This window comes from Gilliamella sp. B14448G11, from assembly GCF_016101765.1.
In the GTDB taxonomy this organism is placed as follows: Bacteria; Pseudomonadota; Gammaproteobacteria; order Enterobacterales; family Orbaceae; genus Gilliamella; species Gilliamella apicola_N.
The window spans coordinates 25,001-49,430 of record NZ_JACFPX010000008.1 but is presented as its reverse complement, the minus strand read 5'-3'; the positions used below and the strand labels follow the sequence as shown (position 1 = coordinate 49,430).

17 protein-coding genes are annotated in these 24,430 nt (G+C 34.2%); 3 read left to right on the top strand and 14 right to left on the bottom strand.

Translation table 11 applies throughout. From position 1 onward, the window contains the following. The first annotated feature begins 105 nt into the window (after window positions 1-105). From ilvD to H3S88_RS07210, 3 genes are all read left to right on the top strand, one after another. Complete coding sequence (gene ilvD / locus H3S88_RS07220; RefSeq protein ID WP_198228551.1) at window positions 106-1,956, top strand: dihydroxy-acid dehydratase; 1,851 nt, start codon at window positions 106-108, stop codon at window positions 1,954-1,956. Window positions 1,957-1,958: 2 nt separating this feature from the next. After that, a complete protein-coding gene (gene ilvA / locus H3S88_RS07215) occupies window positions 1,959-3,500 on the top strand; it encodes a threonine ammonia-lyase, biosynthetic (protein ID WP_198228553.1) in 1,542 nt (513 codons plus the stop codon). 216 nt (window positions 3,501-3,716) lie between these two features. Beyond that, window positions 3,717-4,697, top strand: a complete 981-nt coding sequence (locus H3S88_RS07210; RefSeq protein ID WP_039128579.1) for a Gfo/Idh/MocA family protein — start codon at window positions 3,717-3,719, stop codon at window positions 4,695-4,697. Between the two features lie 521 nt (window positions 4,698-5,218). Here the strand turns inward: H3S88_RS07210 and H3S88_RS07205 are convergent. From H3S88_RS07205 to tssK, 14 genes are all read right to left on the bottom strand, one after another. Next, window positions 5,219-6,145 carry an L-lactate dehydrogenase gene (locus tag H3S88_RS07205; RefSeq protein WP_198228555.1) on the bottom strand — a complete coding sequence of 309 codons (927 nt, stop codon included), beginning with the start codon at window positions 6,143-6,145 and terminating at the stop codon, window positions 5,219-5,221. A gap of 681 nt (window positions 6,146-6,826) precedes the next feature. Beyond that, the gene (gene tssE / locus H3S88_RS07200; RefSeq protein WP_198228557.1) at window positions 6,827-7,252 is read right to left on the bottom strand and encodes a type VI secretion system baseplate subunit TssE; all 426 of its coding nucleotides are present in this window, start codon (window positions 7,250-7,252) and stop codon (window positions 6,827-6,829) included. A 5-nt stretch (window positions 7,253-7,257) separates the two neighbouring features. Beyond that, complete coding sequence (tssJ, locus tag H3S88_RS07195; protein ID WP_198228559.1) at window positions 7,258-7,767, bottom strand: type VI secretion system lipoprotein TssJ; 510 nt, start codon at window positions 7,765-7,767, stop codon at window positions 7,258-7,260. Between the two features lie 13 nt (window positions 7,768-7,780). After that, window positions 7,781-8,827: a type VI secretion system baseplate subunit TssG gene (gene tssG, locus H3S88_RS07190; protein ID WP_198228561.1), complete on the bottom strand. Its 1,047-nt coding sequence runs from the start codon at window positions 8,825-8,827 to the stop codon at window positions 7,781-7,783. Continuing rightward, the gene (gene tssF, locus H3S88_RS07185) at window positions 8,791-10,554 is read right to left on the bottom strand and encodes a type VI secretion system baseplate subunit TssF (protein WP_198228563.1); all 1,764 of its coding nucleotides are present in this window, start codon (window positions 10,552-10,554) and stop codon (window positions 8,791-8,793) included. Before tssF ends, tssG begins: the two co-directional genes overlap by 37 nt. Window positions 10,555-10,606: 52 nt before the next feature. Continuing rightward, window positions 10,607-12,211, bottom strand: coding sequence for a type VI secretion system protein TssA (tssA, locus tag H3S88_RS07180; RefSeq protein WP_198228565.1), 1,605 nt, complete (start codon window positions 12,209-12,211; stop codon window positions 10,607-10,609). Window positions 12,212-12,244: 33 nt separating this feature from the next. Then, window positions 12,245-15,586 (bottom strand): ImcF-related family protein, encoded by a 3,342-nt coding sequence (locus tag H3S88_RS07175; protein WP_198228566.1) that lies wholly within the window; start codon window positions 15,584-15,586, stop codon window positions 12,245-12,247. Next, the gene (locus H3S88_RS07170) at window positions 15,576-16,721 is read right to left on the bottom strand and encodes a hypothetical protein (protein WP_198228567.1); all 1,146 of its coding nucleotides are present in this window, start codon (window positions 16,719-16,721) and stop codon (window positions 15,576-15,578) included. Before H3S88_RS07170 ends, H3S88_RS07175 begins: the two co-directional genes overlap by 11 nt. Before the next feature lie 4 nt (window positions 16,722-16,725). After that, a complete protein-coding gene (locus H3S88_RS07165; protein ID WP_198228568.1) occupies window positions 16,726-16,992 on the bottom strand; it encodes a PAAR domain-containing protein in 267 nt (88 codons plus the stop codon). 264 nt (window positions 16,993-17,256) lie between these two features. Further along, window positions 17,257-20,037: a type VI secretion system ATPase TssH gene (gene tssH, locus H3S88_RS07160; RefSeq protein WP_198228569.1), complete on the bottom strand. Its 2,781-nt coding sequence runs from the start codon at window positions 20,035-20,037 to the stop codon at window positions 17,257-17,259. A gap of 89 nt (window positions 20,038-20,126) precedes the next feature. After that, window positions 20,127-20,615 carry an Hcp family type VI secretion system effector gene (locus tag H3S88_RS07155; protein WP_065738788.1) on the bottom strand — a complete coding sequence of 163 codons (489 nt, stop codon included), beginning with the start codon at window positions 20,613-20,615 and terminating at the stop codon, window positions 20,127-20,129. Window positions 20,616-20,648: 33 nt separating this feature from the next. Continuing rightward, window positions 20,649-22,388, bottom strand: coding sequence for an OmpA family protein (locus H3S88_RS07150; RefSeq protein ID WP_198228570.1), 1,740 nt, complete (start codon window positions 22,386-22,388; stop codon window positions 20,649-20,651). 11 nt (window positions 22,389-22,399) lie between these two features. Then, window positions 22,400-23,065: a type VI secretion system protein TssL, short form gene (gene tssL, locus H3S88_RS07145; protein WP_198228572.1), complete on the bottom strand. Its 666-nt coding sequence runs from the start codon at window positions 23,063-23,065 to the stop codon at window positions 22,400-22,402. Window positions 23,066-23,075: 10 nt separating this feature from the next. Next, complete coding sequence (gene tssK / locus H3S88_RS07140) at window positions 23,076-24,428, bottom strand: type VI secretion system baseplate subunit TssK (protein WP_198228573.1); 1,353 nt, start codon at window positions 24,426-24,428, stop codon at window positions 23,076-23,078. Window positions 24,429-24,430: the final 2 nt, after the last annotated feature.

Below are 24,430 nucleotides of genomic sequence, written 5' to 3'. Positions count from 1 at the left end.
AACACGGCGGATTTTTTTCAAGAATGTGATTCACTTTATAGCATCATGTAAAGCAAGATATCGTTTTAAATGGTAACTTGAATAATAAAAAGTTGGGAGCAAGAAATGCCTAAATATCGTTCAGCAACATCCGTAGAAGGTCGGAATATGGCTGGAGCCCGTGCATTATGGCGTGCAACGGGCGTTAAAAATGAAGATTTTGGAAAACCTATAATTGCAGTCGTTAACTCATTTACGCAATTTGTACCGGGACATGTACACCTAAAAGATATTGGGCAGCTTGTCGCCAAACAAATTGAGGCATCGGGTGGTATCGCTAAAGAATTCAATACTATTGCAGTAGATGATGGTATCGCCATGGGGCATGGTGGTATGCTTTATTCACTTCCATCACGAGAATTGATTGCTGATTCTGTTGAATATATGGTAAATGCACATTGCGCTGATGCCATGATCTGCATCTCAAATTGCGATAAAATAACCCCAGGTATGTTAATGGCGTCACTTCGCCTCAATATTCCAACAGTATTTGCATCGGGCGGTCCAATGGAAGCAGGTAAAACAAAATTATCTGACCAAATTATCAAACTCGATCTTGTTGATGCTATGATCCAAAGTGCTAACCCAAATGTTAGTGATGCCGACAGTGAAGCCATTGAGCAATCTGCCTGCCCAACGTGTGGATCTTGCTCAGGTATGTTTACTGCGAACTCCATGAACTGTTTAACAGAGGCCTTAGGTTTATCACTACCAGGGAATGGATCACTTGTTGCCACGCACAAACAACGAGAACAATTATTTCTTAAAGCAGCTAAACGTATTGTAGAAATTACTAAACGTTATTATGAACAAGATGATGCGTCTTATCTACCGCGATCTATTGCAACCAAAGCCGCTTATGAAAATGCTATGTCATTAGATATTGCCATGGGTGGATCAACTAATACAGTATTGCATTTACTAGCCACTGCTCAAGAAGGTGAAATTGACTTCACCATGTCAGATATTGATAGACTCTCACGCAAAGTACCACATTTATGTAAAGTAGCTCCAAGTACTGCCAAATATCATATGGAAGATGTCCATCGGGCTGGTGGTGTGGTATCAATTATGTCTGAACTTGATAAGGCTGGATTGCTTAGACGCGATGTTCACAATGTACTTGGACTGACTCTGCAAGAAACGTTTGCACAATATGATATTACCCAAACTAATGATGAAACTGTGAAAAAAATGTATCGCAGCGGGCCAGCAGGGATCCGTACAACTAAAGCTTTTTCACAGGATTGTTATTGGGATACGCTTGATGACGATCGTGAAAATGGTTGTATTCGTGACAAAGCCCACGCTTATAGTCAAGATGGTGGGTTAGCTACGCTTTATGGTAATGTTGCTCAAGATGGTGCAATTGTCAAAACCGCCAGTGTTGCTGCTGAAAACTTAGTTTTTCGAGGACCGGCCAAAGTATTTGAAAGTCAAGAAGATGCTGTCGATGCAATCTTAGGTGGTAAAGTGATTGCTGGTGATGTTGTAGTGATTATTTATGAAGGTCCTAAAGGAGGACCGGGTATGCAAGAAATGCTTTATCCAACCAGCTATTTAAAATCAATGGGTCTTGGCAAAGCTTGTGCACTTATTACAGATGGTCGATTTTCAGGTGGATCATCTGGTTTATCGATCGGACATATCTCACCAGAAGCGGCTAATGGTGGTTTGATAGGATTAGTACGTGATGGTGATATTATTGATATTGATATTCCTAACCGTAAATTAGTTTTAGATGTACCTGATGATGAACTTGAAAGACGACGAGTAGCAGAAATTGCTCGTGGTGATAAAGCTTATACACCACATAATCGCAACCGCTATGTGTCATACGCACTGAAAGCTTACGCGAGTTTAGCAACTAGCGCAGATAAAGGTGCTGTTCGTGATAAAAGCAAACTAGGTGGCTAACTGTGAAACAAGAAGATAAAAAACTTACTGGCGCTGATTATTTAAAAGCAACACTTTGCAGCGCTGTTTACGATGTGGCAGATGTCACACCACTTGAAAAGATGGAAAAAATCTCATCAAGAATAGGAAACCAAATCTTTGTTAAACGTGAAGATCGGCAATTAGTCCATAGTTTTAAAATCCGTGGAGCTCAAGCAATGATTGCCAGTCTTAACGAAGATGAACGTAAATGCGGCGTGATTGCCGCATCGGCTGGAAATCATGCACAAGGCGTTGCTTTTTCGGCAACAAAATTAGGCATAAATTCGCTTATTGTCATGCCGTTAACTACAGCAGATATCAAAGTTGAGGCAGTCAAAGAATTTGGTGGTGAAGTACTTTTATATGGCGCTAATTTCGATGAAGCCAAAGCAAAAGCAATGGAATTAGCCAAAGAACAAAATCGAATTTTTATTCCTCCGTTTGATCACCCATTGGTCATCGCTGGTCAAGGCAGTATTGCCATGGAATTACTTCAACAAAATGCCAAACTCGACCGTATTTTTGTGCCTGTCGGGGGAGGAGGACTTGCTGCAGGCATTGCAGTATTAATTAAACAAATTATGCCGACAATCAAAGTTATTGCGGTCGAACCTTCTGATGCAGCCTGTTTGAAAGCTGCACTTGATGCAGGTAAACCCGTTGATTTAAGTCGAGTTGGGCTATTTGCTGAAGGTGTTGCCGTTAAACGTATTGGAGATGAGACATTTAGACTCTGCCAACAATACATTGATGATATTGTTACCGTTGATAGCGATGAAATTTGTGCTGCAGTAAAAGATTTATTTGATGACGTCCGCGCCATTGCTGAACCATCAGGTGCGGTTGCACTGGCAGGACTAAAAAAATATGTTATTCAACATAATATTCGTGGTGAAAATCTAGCACATATTTTATCTGGTGCAAATTTAAACTTCCACAATCTGCGCTACATTTCAGAACGTTGTGAACTTGGTGAAAAACGCGAAGTGTTATTGTCGGTGACTATTCCTGAAAAGAAAGGTAGTTTTTTAAATTTCTGTAAATTATTAGGCGGACGCTCAGTAACGGAATTTAACTATCGTTATCATGACGATAAATCAGCCTGCATTTTTGTCAGCGTCAGAATCTCGAAAAGTAATGAAAAAGAAGACATACTACAAGAATTAACGGCTGCGGGATATCCTGTTGTAGATTTATCTGAAGACGAAATGGCAAAACTTCATGTTCGCTATATGATTGGTGGTAAACCGTGTAAACCGATTCAAGAACAAGTTTATAGCTTTGAATTTCCTGAATCACAAGGTGCATTACTTAAGTTTCTACAAACATTAGGAACAAATTGGAATATTTCCATGTTCCATTACCGTAGCCATGGCACAGATTACGGAAGAGTACTTTGTGCTTTTGAAATTGATGAAACAGATAGCAATAAATTTGCTCAACATTTAACTGAGCTTGGTTATGGTTTCCATAATGAAACACAAAATTCATCAATTAAACTTTTTCTTACCAACTCGCTTTAAAATAATGATGACCACCCTTTTTACTCTGGGTGGTCTAATGGGGATCAATTTTTAGTTCTGTTATATACGTTTCGCTTAAATGTAAAAGATGTTACTATTTATGCTATCTAACCTATTAATAATATAACAAAAAAATAGACTAAAACGTTATGTTAACCTCAAACTTTTTTACAAAAAAGTGATTAACATAGCAAATAAATTTATAAAGGCATGCATATGATTAGACTAGCAACAATAGGTAGCAACTGGATCACAGAAAAATTCATTGATGCCGCATTACAAACTCAACAGTATCAACTTGCAGCTATTTATTCACGAGATATAGATAAAGCTCGCCAGTTTGCACAAAAATATAATATTGATGTTATTTATGATGATTTAATACAATTAGCTAACGATACTAACATTGACGTAGTCTATATTGCTAGCCCGAACTCACTACACTTTGCACAAGCAAAGTTAATGTTAGAAAACAATAAAGATGTTATTTGCGAGAAACCTTTAACTTCAAACTTAGTGCAAACTCAAAGATTATTAGATATTGCGAAACAGAATCAACAAATCATTTTCGAAGCACTAAAAACCTATTACTTACCTAATTTTGAATTAATTCGAAACTATCTACCTAAATTAGGAAAAATACACAAAGCTTTATTAAATTATTGTCAATATTCATCACGGTACCCTAGTTATTTAGACGGTGAAAATCCTAACACGTTTAATCCTCAATTCTCAAACGGCTCAATCATGGATATTGGTGTTTACCCCCTTAATTTTGCAATAGGCTTATGGGAAAGACCGAGTTCAATATATGCCAGTGGCACACAACTTGATTCCGGAGTTGATGCTCATGGTACGGTTTTATTAAATTATGATGACTTTGATATTATTATTTGGCACTCTAAAGTCACTAATTCATCTATTCATAGCGAAATACAAGGTGAAGATGGCACTTTAATCATTAAGCACTTATCTGTTTGTGAACAAGTATTCTATCAACCAAGACAAGGAGAATTACAAGAAATAACCCTTACACAAAATAGTAACGAAATGTATTATGAAGCGCTAGAGTTTGCTAATCTCTATCAACAAAGACAAATAAATCATAAAGGGCTAAAATATTCTTTGATTTCATCACAATTATTGACTGAAATAAGAAAGCAAATCCATGTAAAATTTCCAGCTGATAATGAATAAAATTTAAAGACAGCTTATAACATTAAATAGGTTTGGTTTACCGTTCATGCTTTGCTTCTATCAGGTTGTTTAAATGTAATTGATATTTACAACTATGCTAACTGAACACACTAAATATAGACGAATATTCTTGGACTGTTTAAATTTTTTTTGGCAAAAATTATCTATTTTAAATTATCATTTAATTAGTTTTCTTAATATTTATGATTAAACAGATCGCTAGGAAATTTACAATGAAATGGTGAATATGACTTATATTGCAGCACCAATTTTTATCAGAAAATATAAACCTTTGTAAGCAAATAATCTAATATATTACTCAATATGTACATCAATTCCTTATTTTTGCTGAATGTTAACAAATCGAAATAATTCAATATTATTGAAAAGATGTTCAGTTATATTTTCAAGTACCTATTTTAATATCAATAAAAATGATTATTTGTGGCATATTTTAAAAAATAATGCCACAAATAAATAATATTAAGCCTATACTCTAATTGAGTAATGGTAAAAAAATATTAGTTTAAATTAATATGCTCAATATAACCTTTAACAATTTCAACACTGTTTGCAAATAACTGTTTTTCCTTTTCAATAAAATTGAGTTCAATAATTTTCTTGATACCATGTTGGTCAAGTATGGCTGGTACACCAATAGCAACATTTTTGTAGCCATATTCACCATCCAAAATACAACTAAGTGCTAACGCTCTGTGACTATTGGTAAATATATGTTGGCAAATTTCGGTGATAGTGCTAGCAATCCCATATTCAGTACAATGTTTTCGTTCCATGATTTCAAAACCCATTTTTCGTGCTTGAGTACCGATTTGAGCAAAATCAATTTTATTTTTTTCTAATTGATTTAAATTGATACCATAAATCGAGGAATGTGACCAAACAGGGAATTGAGAGTCACCATGTTCACCAACAATAAAAGCATCAATACTTTGTGGACCAATATCCATTTTTTCACCCAATAATCGACGTAATCTCACCGTGTCAAGCCACACTCCTGTACCAATCACACGGTGACGAGGTAATCCAGATAATTTCCAAACTTGATAAGTGATGGCATCACAAGGATTTGTCGCGACTAAAAAAATACCTTTAAATCCATTCTTCATCATATTAGGTACAATACTGGCGATAATTTTGGATGTTCCGTCTAACTCTTCTTTTCGGCTTTTTTGGGCTAGTCCTGATGTAACGGTGATAATAACAATGTCGATATCTGCACAATCAGTTGATTCGCGCAAGCTAACTTTAATCATATTTTGTCGATAGGCTGCTGCATCTAATAAATCTTGCGCATGTCCATATGCTAATTCTTTATTAAGATCAACGAGTGCGATTTCTTCACAAATACCTCGATTAACAAATGTATAAGCGGTTGTTGAACCAACATTACCAACGCCGATAATCATCACTTTTCGTAATTTCATGCTGCCCCCAATTAATTTCGGTGTATTCAAACATAAAGTCAATTAACTTTGGTTAATATTTATTCATCGTATACCTACTGTATAACAATTTCCAGCTATTAATGATTTATGATTTTTATAAAACCAATGTATATAAAATGATTAAACGGTAAATTTTTTGCTAGCTGGCTATATAGCGTAAGTTAATTGATTAAAAAAATTTTCATAGAAATCTTAATTATGCTGATTTAAAGAATTAAGTGAATTTAACCTAAAATATCATGATTACCAATTTAATATTAATAAGCGTTTATCACGTTTTTTTATTTGTTAAAATTGGAATTTTAATGGTTTGCAATAGTTTACCGTCATCATTTACGATAAACATTAATACTAGTAATTTTAATATATTCTTTTTAGATAATAATACTTTAAAAAAAGTTGGGATTGTATCTATTTGTGAACAAAAGATATTCTTAAATTCAATATTATTAATTAATTGTTCTAGAATATTCACGTTTTTTATTAATAAATATAGGAATATTAATATTCCTATATTTCAAAACAGCTATTTAATCTTTCAGCTTTCAGTTAGATGACTGATAAAATTATTAGCCTTATTAATCATATTGTTTCTTTTTTATTCCACTGCTTTTATTGGTCATTTAGTATGATTTTTTTATCTCTTCAAGCAATTTAAAATCAGTTTTTAGGTGTTTTACGACTATATCTTAACCGGGCTTTACCATCTGACATAAAATAAGTACCATATCGAACCAATCCACCCTCTTTAAAATAGCAAGTCATTTCGTATGCTAATACCATGTTATCATTATTTTTTTCATCAATATTGATGTTAATAGCCTGTAGCCTTGGTTCATAAGTTAATAACGTTTGCTCAATTGCCCGCATTAAAACGTAAGCTGAGGAAGGTAATGCTTGAAAAACTGTCGACATATCGGGTAATCCATAATCGGGCATATGCTTAATTGCACCTGCCCGACTATTCAAAATACGCTCAATATTATCCATTACACTAATAACGGTTTGTTCATTTTCAGAAACATCTTCAATGGCTATGCCTGATTCAAAATAACCATATAATATGTCGTACAAAGATGCGCTCATTAATCTTAATCCACTAGTTTAATGATGTATTTACTTGCTTCTATTTTACGTGCTTTAGTTATGTGTAAATCAGAGCGTTTTAATACTAATCGCCAATTGTCCGCTTTTAAATCAGGATCATTATAAAGAGCAACTACCGCTACAAAATTTGCTCTATTGTCAAAAGGTACTTCGATTGAAACAGAAGTATCAGGTTTTAACACAATTTCTTTAGTATCAAGTAAAGTTTCTTTCAACTCATCACTATCTTGATCAACCAGATTTTGATAAGACGCAGATTTAAAAGCAGTATCTTTAGTTAATTGATAAATTCTAATAACAACAGGAGATGATTTCCCTTCGTCATCAAGATTTAATTCAGCTCTAGCTGTTATATCTAAGTGTAATGTTTTAATATCCCACGAAAAAATACTGTTTCCAATACTAGTTGCACCTTTCGTTACGCTTTGCGCTATACCACATCCACTTAAACAGATAGTTAATAGACAAATAATAAATAAATTAATTCGTTTCATATTTATTCCTTTTTTATGCTGTATAATCAATTCCACAATAATGACCTAAATTTACAGCTACCTTATCTTGAATATAATCGCCATTTTCTGTCACTTTGGTTAATGATGCAGTTTGTCCTAATCGACAATTTTTTGATATTAGTTGGCTACGCGGCAAAAAATTTCGCTTAATATAAAGTGTAATTTTGGCATCAACTTGATAACCTAAATATGCACGCATCAGTGCAATAAGATCCTTATATAACTGCCCATCAGGGAGTAAATCCATAATCTGATCTTCATGTTGAGGAGTTATGGCTATATGTATTGTTTGATTACATTCTCTTAAGCGAGATCCTAAGACTGCACTACCATTTAAACCTATTTTGTTTGTTTTTCCACCCACTTGAGCTGGACTTTCAATAGCGTGCCAAGTAGGATAGAATTCTGTTATTTCAACTTTAGCGTCACTAACTATTACTCTTGTTAAACCAGCAATACCCTCAGCTGTTCGTGTTTTTTGTGTAACTAGACCTAACAGTGCCAAAAATCGTGAAGCTGGTGAACCGATTTGTTCGCTAGTTCCTTTTATTATAAGACCTGTTAGTCCAAGCAAGCACTGAGATATAGAATCTTTACCACCACTTATAAAACAAGCAGGGTAATGATATTTCAACCAAATTCGGTAAAATTGTGTTATAAATCGATGGTTGAATATATCTAAAAAATCGGTCATCGCATGATAGTTTTCTTCACGGCGGATAATATTGTGCAATAACCCAAAAGGTAATACTGCATCAACACCATACAAACCGAAAAAGCGAGTTCTTACCGTTGTTGGTCGATTTAAATACGGTGATCTTTCAATATACTGTAACTCACTAGCAGGAAACGACATATCAATTGATGGTGCAAAACGTAAAGGATCACCAGTTGGCGTTTCTGCTCTTCCTAGTATAGGTTCCTCTTTAGCATAGAGTTGCTCAAGTAACTGACAAAAACGATAAAAATTTATTTTTGGCAGTACTTTTTCAAGCTCCTGCATTAAAGGGCTACTTTCGATATTTTGCTCTGATTCCATACTATTTTATTTCCAACAGGTAGAAGGTTAATGACTAATTGAGTAAATAAATTAACGTCAGCATATAGAGCAAAAAATTGATGTAATAACTCACCAAAAAGCATCACATCACCTTCGCCAGTAAACTGGAAACTATTTATAGTTACTTCGATCTCTATCCCCCTTTGTAACATTCCTTTTTCAATCCGTTTTATCATTCTATGAGATACATCGACGATGCCTTCTAAGCGTCGACGATTAAGCTCATTTTCAGTCCAATCATATAAAGCAAGCGTTCCCCTTAATACTTCTGCATTAATTAATGACAAATAATTTGGTGCTAAATGCGATAATACTCGCCAATGAAAGCGATCCTCGGTTGGCGGATAACAAGGCAACGTTGGTGAGCATAAATTTCTAACACTTAAAATACTATTTTGTGAACTACTCAGTGATTGTATCCGTGCATTACTTAACGTTTTCCGAGGCAACATACCATTGGTACCAGTAACGCGTAATGATAACGTTTCGGTTTCAAGAGATTGACCTTTATCCCAAATTTTACCGCCTAAAACTAACCAAGTTTCATGTAATCCAGAAGCACCTTTTCGAACATGAGTATGATAATACCTTTCAGGTGCATCATGACGTAACATACCCCCCCTATGCTTAAAGCTAGTAAAAGGAACATAACTATAACGACCATTACGAGTTATAGCTTCAACACTCTCAACTGAGTAAACTTCGATGTGTCCATCTTGACGTAATAATGGCCTAAGCAGATATTCACTTTCTAGTTGATTAACTACAATAGGATCTGCTTCCATATCAAATAAATTTATAACTGGCACACAATGTAATCGAATGTTGTCCTTATTAAAAGGCATATCACTTGGCCAAGTTTGATTTAGGATAATTTCAATATCGATATATTCACAACCTTCAGGAACATTACGAATATTAAGTCCATGGAGATCAACAAACATAAATTTTTCACGAAACGCAAAGTATTCTAATAATAACTGATAGCCTGCAAAAGCATTATCTGGTTTTAACCATAAGCGATCTTCTTCACTAAAGCCAACCGGTGTTATTTTTCCTTGAAAACCGACTATTTCATTAGGTTGATTAGAATAGCGTAACTGTATTGCTGAAACTTGATGAGTTAACGCATGATGCAAAGTTGAAGCAATTGGTGCATCTGCATTTAAATAGAATCTTAATTTAGATAAATCAACTTGTTCAAAATCAATTAGTTCACCAAAACCTAAACGAATGTTAATAATACTTCGTCCATCTTGATGTACTCCTAATTTTACTTGATTGATTTTAACAGGTTGCAAAATTACCGGTTGAGTTGTTCGAAAAGGACACCTTGTTCCTTTTGGTCCAAGCGGTTCTGTTTGAACTTGTAAACCTTTGGGGATAACTTCCAAACGTGACAATGTGGAGTAATTGGGTGTAAGCTCAATAATCGATAATGAAGGTATTAATCGTAAATAATGAGGCCATAACAAACTCACAAGGCTCTCAGTTAATTCTGGTAAATCATCATCAATTTTTTGACGTAGTCTTCCTGTCAAAAAAGCAAAACCCTCAAATAATCTTTCAACATATGGATCACGATCACCTACACGATCTAAATTTAATTGACCTGCTCTATCAGGATGAATTTTGGCAAATTCTTTCCCCGCTTCCCGCAAGTAACGCATTTCTGACTCATAATAGCGTAAAATCAAATCATCCATTTTTTATCTCTTTAGTTTTATATTTTTTCAACGTCACTCTTTTATTAAAAGTTTAAATCACACTTAGTGCCCTAGCTGGATTGAGCTGCATAAGTTCATGCTGCAAATTCTCTATTTGTTCCCCAAAATTTTTATTATTATCTTTCTGTAGATTTTTTTGTTTAATTAATTTGAGTAAAAATCTTTTAATATCAAATAATAGTTCAGGTTCCCATTGCAACAAAGTAATTGATTGCTGTTGATTGTTTAATCCAGTTAGTAATGTTAATGCAATATCTTGTTTTCCTAATTGTTCCGCAACTCTTGCTTGGGTATATTGTAATAAATATTGTTGTTTAGGTGAACGCAATGATGGCAAACTTTGTATCCATTGGAATGCATGTTCTAGGCTTTCTGCATGAGCTAATTCTAAAGCTTGTTTTTCAATCTCACCCCAATCATTTTCACCCGATACAGCAATAGGTTGAATACTATCACCTTCACCTAAATTATGTATACGAGCATCACTGGCGATCCAGCTTAATGTTTCATCATCAGCAAAAGGCATACCATTGTCAAAATAGAGGTTTTCAATTCCATTTAAGCGCTCTAACATTAAACCTATATCTGTTAAATAAATATCAGCCCAAGACTGATAAGGTTCTCCCATGTTTTTTAAGGCTAAAACGGAAGCACGTTGCAGATCTAACCAAAAATGATTTGCATTTTCCATGAAAGCACTTTCAACACGTTCGAAAAGTGTTGACCATTGTTTTTGGAGAATCAAACGATTAATATTTTGTTTAAGTTCCGCTCTTGGTGCTGGTAATCTTGTTTTACCCTTAGAATCAACAGGTGGTAAATCTACAATCATATCCCAGCGGATTACTCGCAAAAAACGCCCTGCAGCAAGATAACCTTCAGGTTTTTCTCGTAAAAATGCTGCCATCTTTCGTGCTTGGTCAAGTAAATCTCGTTGAGAACTAATTTTTATTTCAACGTTACTTTGTTGTACTTCTGAAGCAGGTACAGGATTAGCCGTCGCTTGAGGCGGTTGTTCTTCGTTTGTGGTTTTAACTGGTTGTTTTGCTATATTACCAAAAAAATGAACCAACGCCGATAAATCAGGCGCTGTTGTTGACTGATTAGGCGTTTCAGAATTAAATAATTTTTGACAACTACTATCTATCTGACTTAACGCAGCGATAATACGACTTAAAGATTCATCACTTATAGGTTGTAGTTGTGTCAATTGATCTATAAAACGCGCATTAGTAAGCCATTCTATAGCATTTTTGCGTATATTAGGTCTTGACGGATAAATCAATGGTCCAAATGTATCAAGCAATCCAGCCAATATTTCAAGACCATCAGCAAATCCTTCTACACCATCTTGATATAATCGTGCTAAACAATAATATGTAGCCACACGAATATCTTTACTACTTCGTTTTAGTAAGCTTTCACTCTCAACAATAACAAATGAATAATCTATTCCAGATATTTTTGCAATTTGCTCTTTAATATCTTGAAAAGTATCATGATAAGTCAAATCTTCCCCAGTTGGTTTATCTGGATTAATTGGCTGTAACCAATCAATCCAAGTTTGATTTAACTTTTGTATCAGTTTGCTCTGATCATCTGTACCTGTAAAACGGTTTAATAATTGACTAAACATAACATTAATCCAGTATCCGATATTAATTTAACATTATTCAAATACGTTTTGTGGTAAAGTAAAATTGCGTAATTTCAATAACGTTAGTGGTCCACCACCTAGTTGTGTCCTTAAAACATATCTAAGTTTATTACCATCTTTAGCTTCCCAAACTAATTCATATCGACTGGAATCCAGCGGTTTAATTGATGCTGATTCAAGTAATCTGATCCATGCCCAATCACCATTATGGTACTCATATAGCCTTAAACCTGAATTATTACTACTCCAACTGAGCTGTGAATATGGTGCATATCCATCTCCTGGCCAATTAAAACGTTGCCAAGTAGGTACTTGATTGAAATATTCAAGTTTCTGCTTATTAATTATTAACTCTGTTTTAGCGGTACTTGCTCCTGTACGAGGCATTAGATCGAATGATAAGGATACATCGCCTGTTTCAAGTACTTCTGCAGAAAGTTGATTAAATAAGTTTAGTGCTTCAAGAAATTTAGGTGAAAAATTAAGTCCTTGGGCATTAACATTATTTACAACCCACATACCACCTTTTTTATCTAATACTCCATTTAATTCACTAGTGATAAATTTATCTATAATGCCAGTATCAGCTCGAATAAAACGAGCTAATTCAGGTAAAGAAGCTTCATTTTCACTGTTTTTAAATGGATAGCGGCCAGCAAAGGATTTTTTCCACTGACTGACAACATAGTTTTGCCAAATATCATTAAAACTTTCTGCTGCTGGTGTTAATACTACTTGCCATGATTGTTCTAATGGTTTTTTGAATAAACTATAACTAAATCCTGACCACTCTTTTCCTAAATTCGCAGCAATTAAATTACCATAATCTCGGGTTTCAGTTAAATCAACCGAAGTACCTTTAAATACACTTTTAGCTAATTCTTGCATCATAGTTTGTGGTTCGGCACTATTAGTTATATTTTGCAATTTCAATCGCACTTGAGTAATACGCGACAAATAAGTCTCTAAAGATAGTCCATTGGTATTATCATTTCTTAACAAACTAACAATAGGTGCGAATGTTTCTGTTAAAGGACCCGTTGTTTCATTGTTCCTTTTAGTCATTCCTGTTGGTGATTTATTGCTATTAATAAGCTCTTTAGCTGAACGTAAAATATTACTGGATAAACCATCTTCATTATAAGCTACCTCTGATTGGTACTTAATTGTATTTACTAATGCGACTAAAGGAGATTGTCTAGTATCAGCAAGTATTGTTAGCTGTTCAATAACATCTGTTACATTGTCAGATTGACGCCATTCTATACCATTTAAAAAGTTCAACCATGCAGCACCATATTCACTAAAATATAGTTCAGTAAGTTGTTTTCTTAATGATTCCGACGAAATCGATTTAGGTAATGAATTACCTCCATCATTTAAAACCCAATCAATTTGTTCTTGGCGGAGTTTAGAGACTTCATTTATTTCCTGCTTAATGGTGTTTTCCCAAGCTTTTCGTGTATAAATACCAGATAGATCATCCTTACTAAAAAATAGTAAATGATTATCAAACCCATCAAGCAATTGATTCAAACTTTGATCTGCATAATTCTGGCTAGCTCGTTGGATCATCTCTTTATAAATTGAGTTAACTGCATTTTGTGCACCAATTTTATTAATTAATATTTGGCGGGCATTTTTTACTAATGATGCATCTTCTTTTTGTGCCCACTCAGGATGAATATTTAATGATTGTCCCCAAAAACGAACCAGATCAGGCATTAATCTTTGCCAATTACCATCGCTAACGTCTTTTGGTGCACTCCATCTTTTAGTTGCAAATTGACTTAGATAATCCCCATCACTTTTATTAGGACGACTCATCATCAAGTATACTTTCAATACATCATATGCCGATTGTACTAATTCGTCTCGGTGAGGATCATCTGGCGGTAATTGCGTTAATAACTCTAAATAATCCGTCATTATATCTTTAAATGGCACAACAATATTACGTAAGTTTGTTGTGTAATAGCTAGACCACAATTTTTTTAATAATTTATCATCATGATTTAAACCAAAACGATAAGATAACGGTGCTCCATTTTGTTGACGAAACAATAATTGTTCTAATCTTTGTTGTAACTGATATTGAATTTGTAATCTTGAAGTATAATCTTTAGTAGCAGAATCATCTGCATTTTTGGCAAGTTTAATACTATCTTCAATTAATGATTCATTTCGGAAATAAGATGTGAGCATAGCACATCCTGTCATGACCATAGATATAAATAAAACATAACAAGAAATTTCTCCCCAGTTTAATCCAAGTCTTCGCCCTACGTTTGATTTCGCATCATCAATGATTGACTGCCAAGTTGGTGTCATAAAAAAATGATTTAAATCGTAAAATTCTTGTTCTTCCGTTGGCTTCGAAGACTGATGAGGCATAAAAAATAGTCCTCGAAGATTTGGAGCATAACGGAGTGAGATCAATGAGCTCAAATATCGCTTAATTTTATCAATATCGTTTTTGACCAGATTTTGGCTTAACTGAAGCAAATAGGAGTAATGAGAGTTTTCTTTTACCTGTTGTATACCTCGTTGACAACATCCTGTTGCCAATTGTTTTAGCGATAATTCCGCAGAGTCAATGATGTTATTTTTAGCGGAAGAAAAGGTTATCCCAACGCTTTGTTCAATTCTTCCTTCTTGTGACCATTCACTTGTTTGTCCTGATACTAAATAAAGCGGAGCAGACCATCTTAAAATTTTATCGCGGGATCTTAGTTGTAATATAGTTTTTTCAACTAAAATTTGTTGTTGTCGAGTATTATCAAGATAATTTTTTGATACAGCCCAAATGATTGCATCTAACGGTTTATGATAAAACGGTAAATAACGTGAGAAATGTTTCTTTAATGTTTTCATCCAAGGAATATTTACTTCACTTGAAACATCTCCGCCATAAACCATTAATGTTTGACCACTTAACTGCCATTTTGCTTGTTGTAAATTAGGGAATAATGTTTCTACATCAGTTGATGTCCCAATAACCAAACATTTTCGAACTTTATAACGCCAAAACAGACCGTAACGGGATTTGCACTGATTGTTTATTTCTGAAAATTCAGGAAATGTAATAACTTTTTTTACGGGTTTCTTTTCAATAGGATTCAAAGATTCACGCTTAGCTTTATCTTTAGCCCATATTTTACGATTATTAGTAATAATAACAGGCGTTAACAATAAGCCTAGCAATAAAAGCATTGCTTGTAACCATATTGAAAATTTCTGTCCTGTTGTTACATAACCTAAACCCGCTCCCCAGAAAAAAAGTCCAGCAGCTAGAATTAGTGCTCCTAATAATATAATGAAAATTAATCCAATCAGTTTCCATTTATTTTTCATTTACGACTCCCGACGTACTACCCGTCAAAATTGAAAGTAACCACTTATTATGACTATATGCAGTCATAAGATTATTTTGGTTAGTGAGCATAACCATTTCATATCCCATAGCCAACGATAGCCAAAAACTTAACACAGTATGATTACCAATAAGACTGTCTAATTTAACTAGATTGGTTAGAGAAATTTCTTGATCTGCTAATAGTGTTGTAATTTCTGTCTGTTGTTTATGATCAACATTAGCAAACCAAAGTTGCTTTACTTGTTTTATTGCATGTTGCATATCTATCATTTGGTTAATAGCATTATCAAGTTCAGTCGCTATCATGGGTCTCAAGATTTCAACTTTCTTACTATTTATTCCCAAATCTTGATAATGTTGTTTGCTTGTTCCTAAAAAAGCACATAAAAACGCCGAGTCTGATGAAATGGTATTATTGATAATCACAAGTTGAAGACTTGCTTGTGAGTCATCTATCATTTCTTGTAGTATTTCAGCATTAACGTTATCTGATATATGCTGTGTTAAATTATATTTCCATGGCAGTTGTGCTGTTTGATAAGCATTATTAATATCTTCTTCTAAAAGAACATTTGATTCAAATGATGTGTAAATATTGATATTAATTATTTCTTTTTCTGGTAACTCATGTAGCAATTTACGTAGAGATAAAAAAACTTCCTCAAGATATATTTTAATATTAAACTCATCATCAAATTCTAACGATTTATTGACTTCAGTTGGTAAGTTTTCAATATTACTCAAGATGTCTTGTACAGTTAAGTGATTAGGTAAAATATAATAACTATCAAGAATCACTAAAGATTTCATAGCCCAATTTTGCCAATTTTCTTCAATGTTTTTCTGTTCTAACTGCCAAATTTCATATTCTTCTTGAGCTAAACCATATAAATATAATCGTATACTGACAGCAATCCCAGTAATTATTGTTGGAATAATTGTCGCAAACAACCAAAATATCCACTGTGAACCATAGTTTTCATTCGGCCAGATTAAAATAAGCAAAATAGTTGTGATAAAACTCAGAACTATAAAAAATAGATACCATCTACTGCGATGTAATTTTAACGGTGGTTTTAATGGATTAACTACCCTAGGTTTAGGCCAAGACATAATATTAGTCAATCTCCGATGTACTTAGTGTTGAAATCACTTTACAACCGCATTCACATGTACATTGATCCACGACAACTGGTTTACCATCAGAAAAACAAGTCGTTGAAGCTTCAATAATTTTATTTACGCCATGCCCTTTCTTAGGACAGCTAACCAGATCACCTAATAGAGCTGCAGGTTTTCCTTCTACAATCATTGTTGAAGAAACAGAAATAACCGCCCCACCATGAGTTGTAGGATCACCCAATCGAACCACGTTTTTTCCCATTATTTTATCCCTTACTTAAATTCTCAAATAAGAATGCTCGTTATACGATGTTTTTAAATTCACAATTTTTTCAGTATTAAAATTAATCGTATTGCATACGATTTTAGGTATTGATAGTAATTTAAGATCTGCCATCAATACTTGTACTGTAATTACTATGATTAATAAGAAATATTATTTTTGTCTATTTTAATTTTGCTTAAAACTGACCAATAAGTTTTAGACAAATTGGCCAGTTTATATCATTTAAAAAACATCATGTTATTAATCAATTTTATCTGATTTTTTTTGTTGTTTTTCCTTAGTTTTAATAGGTTTTGTTTTATTTTTTACAGATTTACTCTTTGTACTTTCTGAATTTTGTTTTATTGATCCATCAATTAATTCAAGAACAATGCCTTCCGTTTCGCTAAAATCTAATAATAATGTTGAAGCTTTCCCATTACTATTGTTCTTTCTTTGTAATAATAAATTTGAGATTGCAGGCAAAATTTGTTGATTCAAAATACTATCAATATTACGAGCCCCTGTATCAGGTAACAAACAAGCAGAAGCAAGTTGATCGTATAATTGATCACTAACTTTAAAGCCAATTTTGTAATGTTTTTGTATTCGTGAAGCAACTTTATCCAATTTCATTTTGACTATCTGGTTCAATGCTTTATCCGATAACGGTGTATAAATAACCGTTTGGAAACGAGCCAATAGTGCTGGTTGGAAATGTTCTCGAATAATTGGTCGTAATAACTCATGTTGAGTAGCCGTATCAGCATCTGGCATCTGTTCAAATAGAGCCATTAATTCATCATTACCTAAATTAGATGTCATGAGTATTAAGGTATTACGAAAATCGATTTCACGACCCTCTCCGTCTCGCATAAATCCACGATCAAAAACTTGATAGAATAAATTAAGTACATCACGATGGGCTTTTTCAATCTCATCTAATAACACTACACTGTAAGGTCGTTTTCTAACTGCTTCGGTTAACACACCACCTTGGCCATATCCAACATAGCCTGGAGGAGAACCTTTGAGTTGAGATACTGTATGAGGTTCTTGATATTCAGACATATTAATAGTTACAAGTGATTGCTCACCACCAAATAATGTGTCTGCAAGTGCTAATGCCGTTTCGGTTTTACCCACGCCAGACGGACCAACTAATAAAAATACCCCCATAGGTGCATCTTCTGAAGTCAGTCCTGTTTTAGTGGCTCGAATACGTTTTGCTAATTCAAATAAAGCGTTATCCTGACCAACAATTCGTTTTCGTAAATCATCTTCAAGAGCCATGAGATGACTTTGTTCATCTTTTAATAAGCTTTCTAAAGGAACTCCTGTCCAATCAGCAATAACAGAAGAAACGACTCTACTATCAACATCAAGCGATAATAACGGTCTGTTTCCTTGCAGTTTATTTAACTTTTCTTGTGTTTCGGTTAATTGTTTTGATACTTTTGGTTCTGGCGTAGTCGTTAATTGTTTTCTCAGTTCAATAAGTTCTTCAATGATTTTCTTTTCTTCTTCAAACTGAGTTTGCTCGATGATTAATTGTTTTTGTAAATCATCTAATATCTTATTAATTTCAGTTATGCGTTCGGATGAATTGTTTTCACTTAATAATAAATCGTCTTCAATCGCTACTTTTTCGATTGTTAATGATGCGATTTTTGCTTCAAGTTCAATGATCGATTCAGGTATAGTATCAAGGCTCATTCTCACTCTAGCGGAAGCAGTATCTAAAAGATCAACAGCCTTATCAGGGAGTTGACGACCACTAATATAACGGCGAGATAATGTTACAGCTGTTTTTACTGCTTCATCTAAAATGTGAACACCATGATGAATCGCATATCGTGATTTTAATCCACGCAACATAAGACAGGCTTTTTCATCATCAGGTTCATCCGCTTTAACCATTTGAAAACGACGCTCAAGTGCAGCATCTTTTTCAAAATACTGCTTGTATTCTGACCATGTTGTTGCCGCAATGGTTCTTAATTCCCCTCGAGCTAATGCTGGTTTTAATAAATTTGCCGCATCTGCACCGCCTGCTGAATTTCCAGCACCAATAATGGTATGAGCTTCGTCAATAAACAGGAGAATTGGAGTTTGTGATTGCTGTACAGCATCGATAACATTTTTAAGTCTCTGTTCAAATTCACCTTTTACACCGGCGCCCGCTTGCAATAATCCTAAATCAAGGGCTAATATGCTCACATCTTTAAGATTATTTGGTATATTGCCTTCTGCTATTCGTAAGGCTAATCCTTCAACTAAAGCAGTTTTACCTACACCTGGCTCCCCCACTAAAATTGGATTATTTTTTCGGCGACGGGATAAAATATCGACCATCTGCCTAATTTCTTTATCACGACCTAATACAGGATCGATTTTACCTGCTTTGGCTTTTTCTGTAACATCTTCAGTAAAGCGACTTAATACAGCTTGATGATGTTTTTGCTGAAGAGCTTTATTATCTTCTTTTTCACTTTCAGCTTGCGTTATTTGAGAATGATCACCTAAATTTTGCAGGTCGTTTTGTAAACCATCATTTGAATCATTAAAAGGACTTTCATCAGATAGTTCATCTAATTTTGGACGGAGTTTCTTTAAAGAAACAGGCGTTAAGCTAAGAAGTTGCCATGCATCTTGAGCCTTTAAGCATTGTGGCATTTCTTGTAAAACCTGTAGTATATGAAGAGATCGAATTATTTCTTCATGATCTTCTAATGAAGCTTTTAACCATGCTGCTTGCAATACAGCAATAAGTGATGATGATAAACTAGGTTTATTATTAATGGTATGCGGTAATGCATCAAGGAAACTTAGTAGTCCTTGCCAAATTTTATCCATATCAAGTTGATAATGCCTTGCTATGATTGTAATATCACCAGATCCTTGCTCTAATAGTTTTAACAACCAATGTTCAAGTGTGATTTCAGTATGAGCGCGGGTTTGACATAACTCTGCGGCTGATTCAAGTGATTTTGCACAGTAAGGGTTCAGTCGTCTTAATAAAACAGATGGATCGGCAATCATTACTATTCCTTTTTATTATATATTGATCTCTAATCTTTATTTCCAAAGATGCTGACCCTTAAGTCAGGAAAGGGTCAGCAAATATTAAATTACGCTCGACTTTCTACCCAGCTATCTGAGTGAATGATGTTGCCATCTTTATAAGTCCAAGTAATTTTTTCATAACGAAGTTCAACACGCTCTAAATGATTGTATTGTTCTTTTGTTGGGTCTTTGATATTGTGCATTTCTGGTTTAACAGATACAACTTTTACACCATCCATTAACGTATTAAAATACTCAATTTCTTGACCAGCATCGTTAATTTTGTACCATTTGATCTCAACTGATTTTAAGTTTTGACCTGTGGTAACTGCTTTGTAAAGATAAGGTGATGAAGCATCGACTTCTTTAACAAACTCAAGTGCTTTATGAACACGTGTGCCAGTTAATTTACCAGTATTACCATCTGTTGGGATGTACACTTTGTGATCAAACTCAACAACTTCTACACTACCTTCACGGCCAAACACGGTTACAGATCCCTTAATTTCCGCGCCGCCGTCATCTTTTAAGAACATATATGCTGGAACAGCCATTGTTTTACTCCTTTTTTGTTTTAGTTAAATCCCTTAGTTTTCTTGTGTCAAAAAACAATTTGACATTTGAGGAACTAAGCTTATTTCCACACGTCGATTTTTGGCACGATTCTCTGCAGTATCGTTATCAACCAACGGTTTTTTTGAGCCATACCCTTGTATGGCAAAACAGGTTTCAGGCATATCACTTGTTTTCATGAACCAATTTCTAACTGAAATAGCACGATCTAAAGACAATTGTATATTTTTGTCCTCACTACCTGTGGAATCAGTATGTCCGCCAATTAAGATGAGCCACCCTGTTTCCTGATTACTTTTTATTTGTTTTTGCATTTCAACTAAAGCATTGATCAGTATTTTGGTCGAATCTGGTTTCAAATTTGATTGACCTGTTTCAAATAATGATAAGCTATCTAAACGTATTACCACTGGTATTACCACTTGAGGTGGTTCTATCACTTCTGGTGGTTTCGCAACATATTTACTAATGGCAATATTTAACGGTTCTATGAGTTGTTGCCCATGGTATAACCCTACACCTAAGCGTACAGGTTCACCTTGTGAAAAATACTTATTCAACATTATTCTATCGTTTTTCAAAATTTCTAATGCGTTAAGTTTCTCATCATAATTATCCATAGCAATGGAATTATAAAAATCAATATCGCTTTCAACTTGCTTAGCAAGTTTTATATTATTTTTAAATGATGCTCCTAAACATCCCATAGTAAATAAGGACGTTATAACAAGTAATCCACAGATCATTGAGCTAATAGGTGAAAACGGATATGCAATAGGCATAAACTTTACTAAATCATCTGGAGGACTAACGTTTTCTTGTATTTTTCGAGTATTAGGGAGTCTCATAGTTGTAAGACTTTCCCATTTATTTTGTATTATATTATTAGTAGTAGCCTCTTGATTAACAGGATAAATAGCTGCAGCAGCTGGCATACATTTTGCTATAGGTTGTTTAGGATCCACTAATGTTGATAAAACAACCTGTTCAATCCAATCTTTAGTTTCATTTAAAAAAGCTTGAAGACTTAAACGACGTTCTCTTTCTTTAGGTGAAATTTTAATATCATTCACCCAATTATTTAATGGAGATAAATAACGATCAAGCAAGTTTAATTTTTGATTTTTAAGTTGAAACCATTGAACAGGAATAGATTCAAATTCATCATAAATTAAATCATTAAATCCAATATGTACCGATATGTAAACAGGTAACGAATATTTAGCAATTTTGCTTGTATCAACCCAAGATTGACGAAAAGCTTGCAATTTTGCAATAAAAATCCCTTGTTTATCTTCGATTTCTGGTGTCAAAGCTAAAAAAATACCTACCCTGCCAATCATATCAGGCCATTTAGCTATTAACGAATCATAGACTATTGGCAAGTGTGAATATTCATCAACATAGATCCAAACGGCTTCAGAAGAAACTAAAATATTCGATTGGGCTAAAGATAAATCATCAGGGAAAAAATCTTTTGCACCACTGCCTGTCACTAATAAAATAGGTAGACGATAACGCTGTTTTGCAGGTAGCAAATCAAGTTTCTCAGTTAAAAAAGCAATATTAGTCGTCGATGAAGCAAGTACTTTTCGATAGTGCTTCATACGCCATAATATGCCTGTGGTTATCACTACCACTAAAACTGATCCTATAATTTGCCATCCCATTGTTATTGGCAAAAAGACAAATAACAATAATAGGCTTAAGATAGCTGCATAAATAATCTGAATACGCTTAGGATAATCGCTCATAAGACCTCTTTTTAACCAATAAGCGAGTCAATTAAATTATCAAGTTGATTATTCAAGATAAAGTATAGTGCAATCACGCAAATAAAAGACAATGCTGTTAAAGATAAAAGTAGAGTCTTTCGTCCCCAAAAACGATGATCCTGAGCTTGTTCAATAATAGGATGATTTTGTTCTGGTTCTGATTCACGCAATGCTTCTCGAAGTGCTAATATAAGATGCTCCCTTTCCATTTGAGCTTTTCCTAAATAACATCCTTGAAAACCTAGCCCTAATACTCTATCAAAACAACTTAGAACAATTTCTTCTTTTTTATCATCTTTTAAACGACCGCGAATTTTTTCAAATAAGTCATAACCTGCATTATTGGTATTAAAATAGATGACTTGGAGCGGTTCACCAAGCCACTCATCATAGCCTTGATCGCTAGGATTATCTTTTTGATAAAGCAAAACTGTTTCATCTAATAAGGCACATAATGCATAACTAATATCATCTATAACATCTTGTTTATATTGTGCATTGTATAAAGCATCACGAACATTCTTGATCTGTTCTTTACAATGTTCATATAGTTTATGTCCTGAAGGAATTTTTGCTTTTGCCTTTAGTTCTACAACTACTAATATTGAGTCACGCAATAATTCATCGATAATAATTTTTTTTGGTTCTGTATTCATTACCTTAACCCTATGATCGCAGTACTGCGAAAAGTTCTAATGAAATATCTGGCATTGCCCTTGGAACATAAAATTCACAGCATCTGGCAAGCAACATATTTTTTGCTGCACTATGAGACAAATCCAGAGCAAAATATTGATTCTCTAAACGTAATGGTATTGCTGCTGGTACATGATTTAATGCTTTGATCGGTATACCTGAAAGTGCTGAATGTATAATTTGTCTAACATCATCTGGCGCCCCTGCTTTACACAGTATTGGAAATTGTGAAAGTAATTGATGGCCAGGCATACTAGAACGAACTGAAAGATAAAAATCTGCATCCTCAACAAGCCGTGAATCATTCAAACGACCTGTCCATAAAGTATCTTGATCATGAACCAAATCAATTTTAATAACGCGTGAAGGTAAGCTTTCTTCTAATAAATTACGCACTAACTCAAAAAGCGGAGGGAAAACCTCATTAAGTTTATCATGCTGATAAGCAGGAATATCATTAACACTATTTACTAATGAAAAAGTCAACAAAGAACCTGTAAACGCAGTTAAAGTTTGATAAAGACGTTCAGGATGAATTGTTGGATTATCACGTAAAAATTTAAGCTGAGGTTCAAATGAACTCAATGCATTAAGGAGCCAAAATAGAGAAACATCCGCAGTTGCAAATTCAGCAATCTGTTGATTACGCTCATGGCGCATACCAAGTAAATGCTGGCGTTTTGCTTGTATCTGGATACATAAAAGATCTAGCTCTTTCAGTAATGATCCGCTTTGTGTCAAAAGATTCAATATTGGCGGAATGTATTGAAGATCTAAAATAAATCGACCATTAAGATCACGTTTTAGACGAGCAACTGGACAGGTTATATAATCACTATTATCTTCAAAATCAAATAAAAAGGTCAACGCATATCGTTCAACAGCAATTGTTTCAGAGTTTTGACCAAAAAGATCAGGTACTTCAACCCACTCTTTTCGATAACGAAGTGGTCTTTCTAGACGTTGATTATCTTGTAGACAATTTCCACCATTAGCATTTAATAATGGAATTCCGATTAAAACAGTGACTTCATTGAGTTCAACTGGAATATCATTGTTCAACATTCTTGCTTCTGGTAAATTATCAGCAATATCAGTATCAACAACTACACCATCATTAAACCGAATGCTGATCGATTCTGCTTTAAGGCGATCTATTGAAAGCGATTGTGTATCAATATTTATTTTTTCAACTCCCCACGGATTAGCTACTAACATAGCCATTAAGTTTTGTGATGAGTATTGCCGCCATAATTCTTGTTGTTGGAATTGCTGAGGCGTCAAAAAGACGCCCTCATTCCATAAAGGACGAAAAATTTTCATTT

What these genes read in the sequence shown, in the direction of transcription:
- ilvD (WP_198228551.1), top strand. Translation starts at nt 106, where the DNA reads ATGCCTAAATATCGTTCAGCAACATCCGTAGAAGGTCGGAATATGGCT.
- H3S88_RS07210 (WP_039128579.1), top strand. Translation starts at nt 3,717, where the DNA reads ATGATTAGACTAGCAACAATAGGTAGCAACTGGATCACAGAAAAATTC.
- H3S88_RS07205 (WP_198228555.1), bottom strand. Translation starts at nt 6,145, where the DNA reads ATGAAATTACGAAAAGTGATGATTATCGGCGTTGGTAATGTTGGTTCA.
- tssE (WP_198228557.1), bottom strand. Translation starts at nt 7,252, where the DNA reads ATGAGCGCATCTTTGTACGACATATTATATGGTTATTTTGAATCAGGC.
- tssJ (WP_198228559.1), bottom strand. Translation starts at nt 7,767, where the DNA reads ATGAAACGAATTAATTTATTTATTATTTGTCTATTAACTATCTGTTTA.
- tssG (WP_198228561.1), bottom strand. Translation starts at nt 8,827, where the DNA reads ATGGAATCAGAGCAAAATATCGAAAGTAGCCCTTTAATGCAGGAGCTT.
- tssF (WP_198228563.1), bottom strand. Translation starts at nt 10,554, where the DNA reads ATGGATGATTTGATTTTACGCTATTATGAGTCAGAAATGCGTTACTTG.
- tssA (WP_198228565.1), bottom strand. Translation starts at nt 12,211, where the DNA reads ATGTTTAGTCAATTATTAAACCGTTTTACAGGTACAGATGATCAGAGC.
- H3S88_RS07175 (WP_198228566.1), bottom strand. Translation starts at nt 15,586, where the DNA reads ATGAAAAATAAATGGAAACTGATTGGATTAATTTTCATTATATTATTA.
- H3S88_RS07170 (WP_198228567.1), bottom strand. Translation starts at nt 16,721, where the DNA reads ATGTCTTGGCCTAAACCTAGGGTAGTTAATCCATTAAAACCACCGTTA.
- H3S88_RS07165 (WP_198228568.1), bottom strand. Translation starts at nt 16,992, where the DNA reads ATGGGAAAAAACGTGGTTCGATTGGGTGATCCTACAACTCATGGTGGG.
- tssH (WP_198228569.1), bottom strand. Translation starts at nt 20,037, where the DNA reads ATGATTGCCGATCCATCTGTTTTATTAAGACGACTGAACCCTTACTGT.
- H3S88_RS07155 (WP_065738788.1), bottom strand. Translation starts at nt 20,615, where the DNA reads ATGGCTGTTCCAGCATATATGTTCTTAAAAGATGACGGCGGCGCGGAA.
- H3S88_RS07150 (WP_198228570.1), bottom strand. Translation starts at nt 22,388, where the DNA reads ATGAGCGATTATCCTAAGCGTATTCAGATTATTTATGCAGCTATCTTA.
- tssL (WP_198228572.1), bottom strand. Translation starts at nt 23,065, where the DNA reads ATGAATACAGAACCAAAAAAAATTATTATCGATGAATTATTGCGTGAC.
- tssK (WP_198228573.1), bottom strand. Translation starts at nt 24,428, where the DNA reads ATGAAAATTTTTCGTCCTTTATGGAATGAGGGCGTCTTTTTGACGCCT.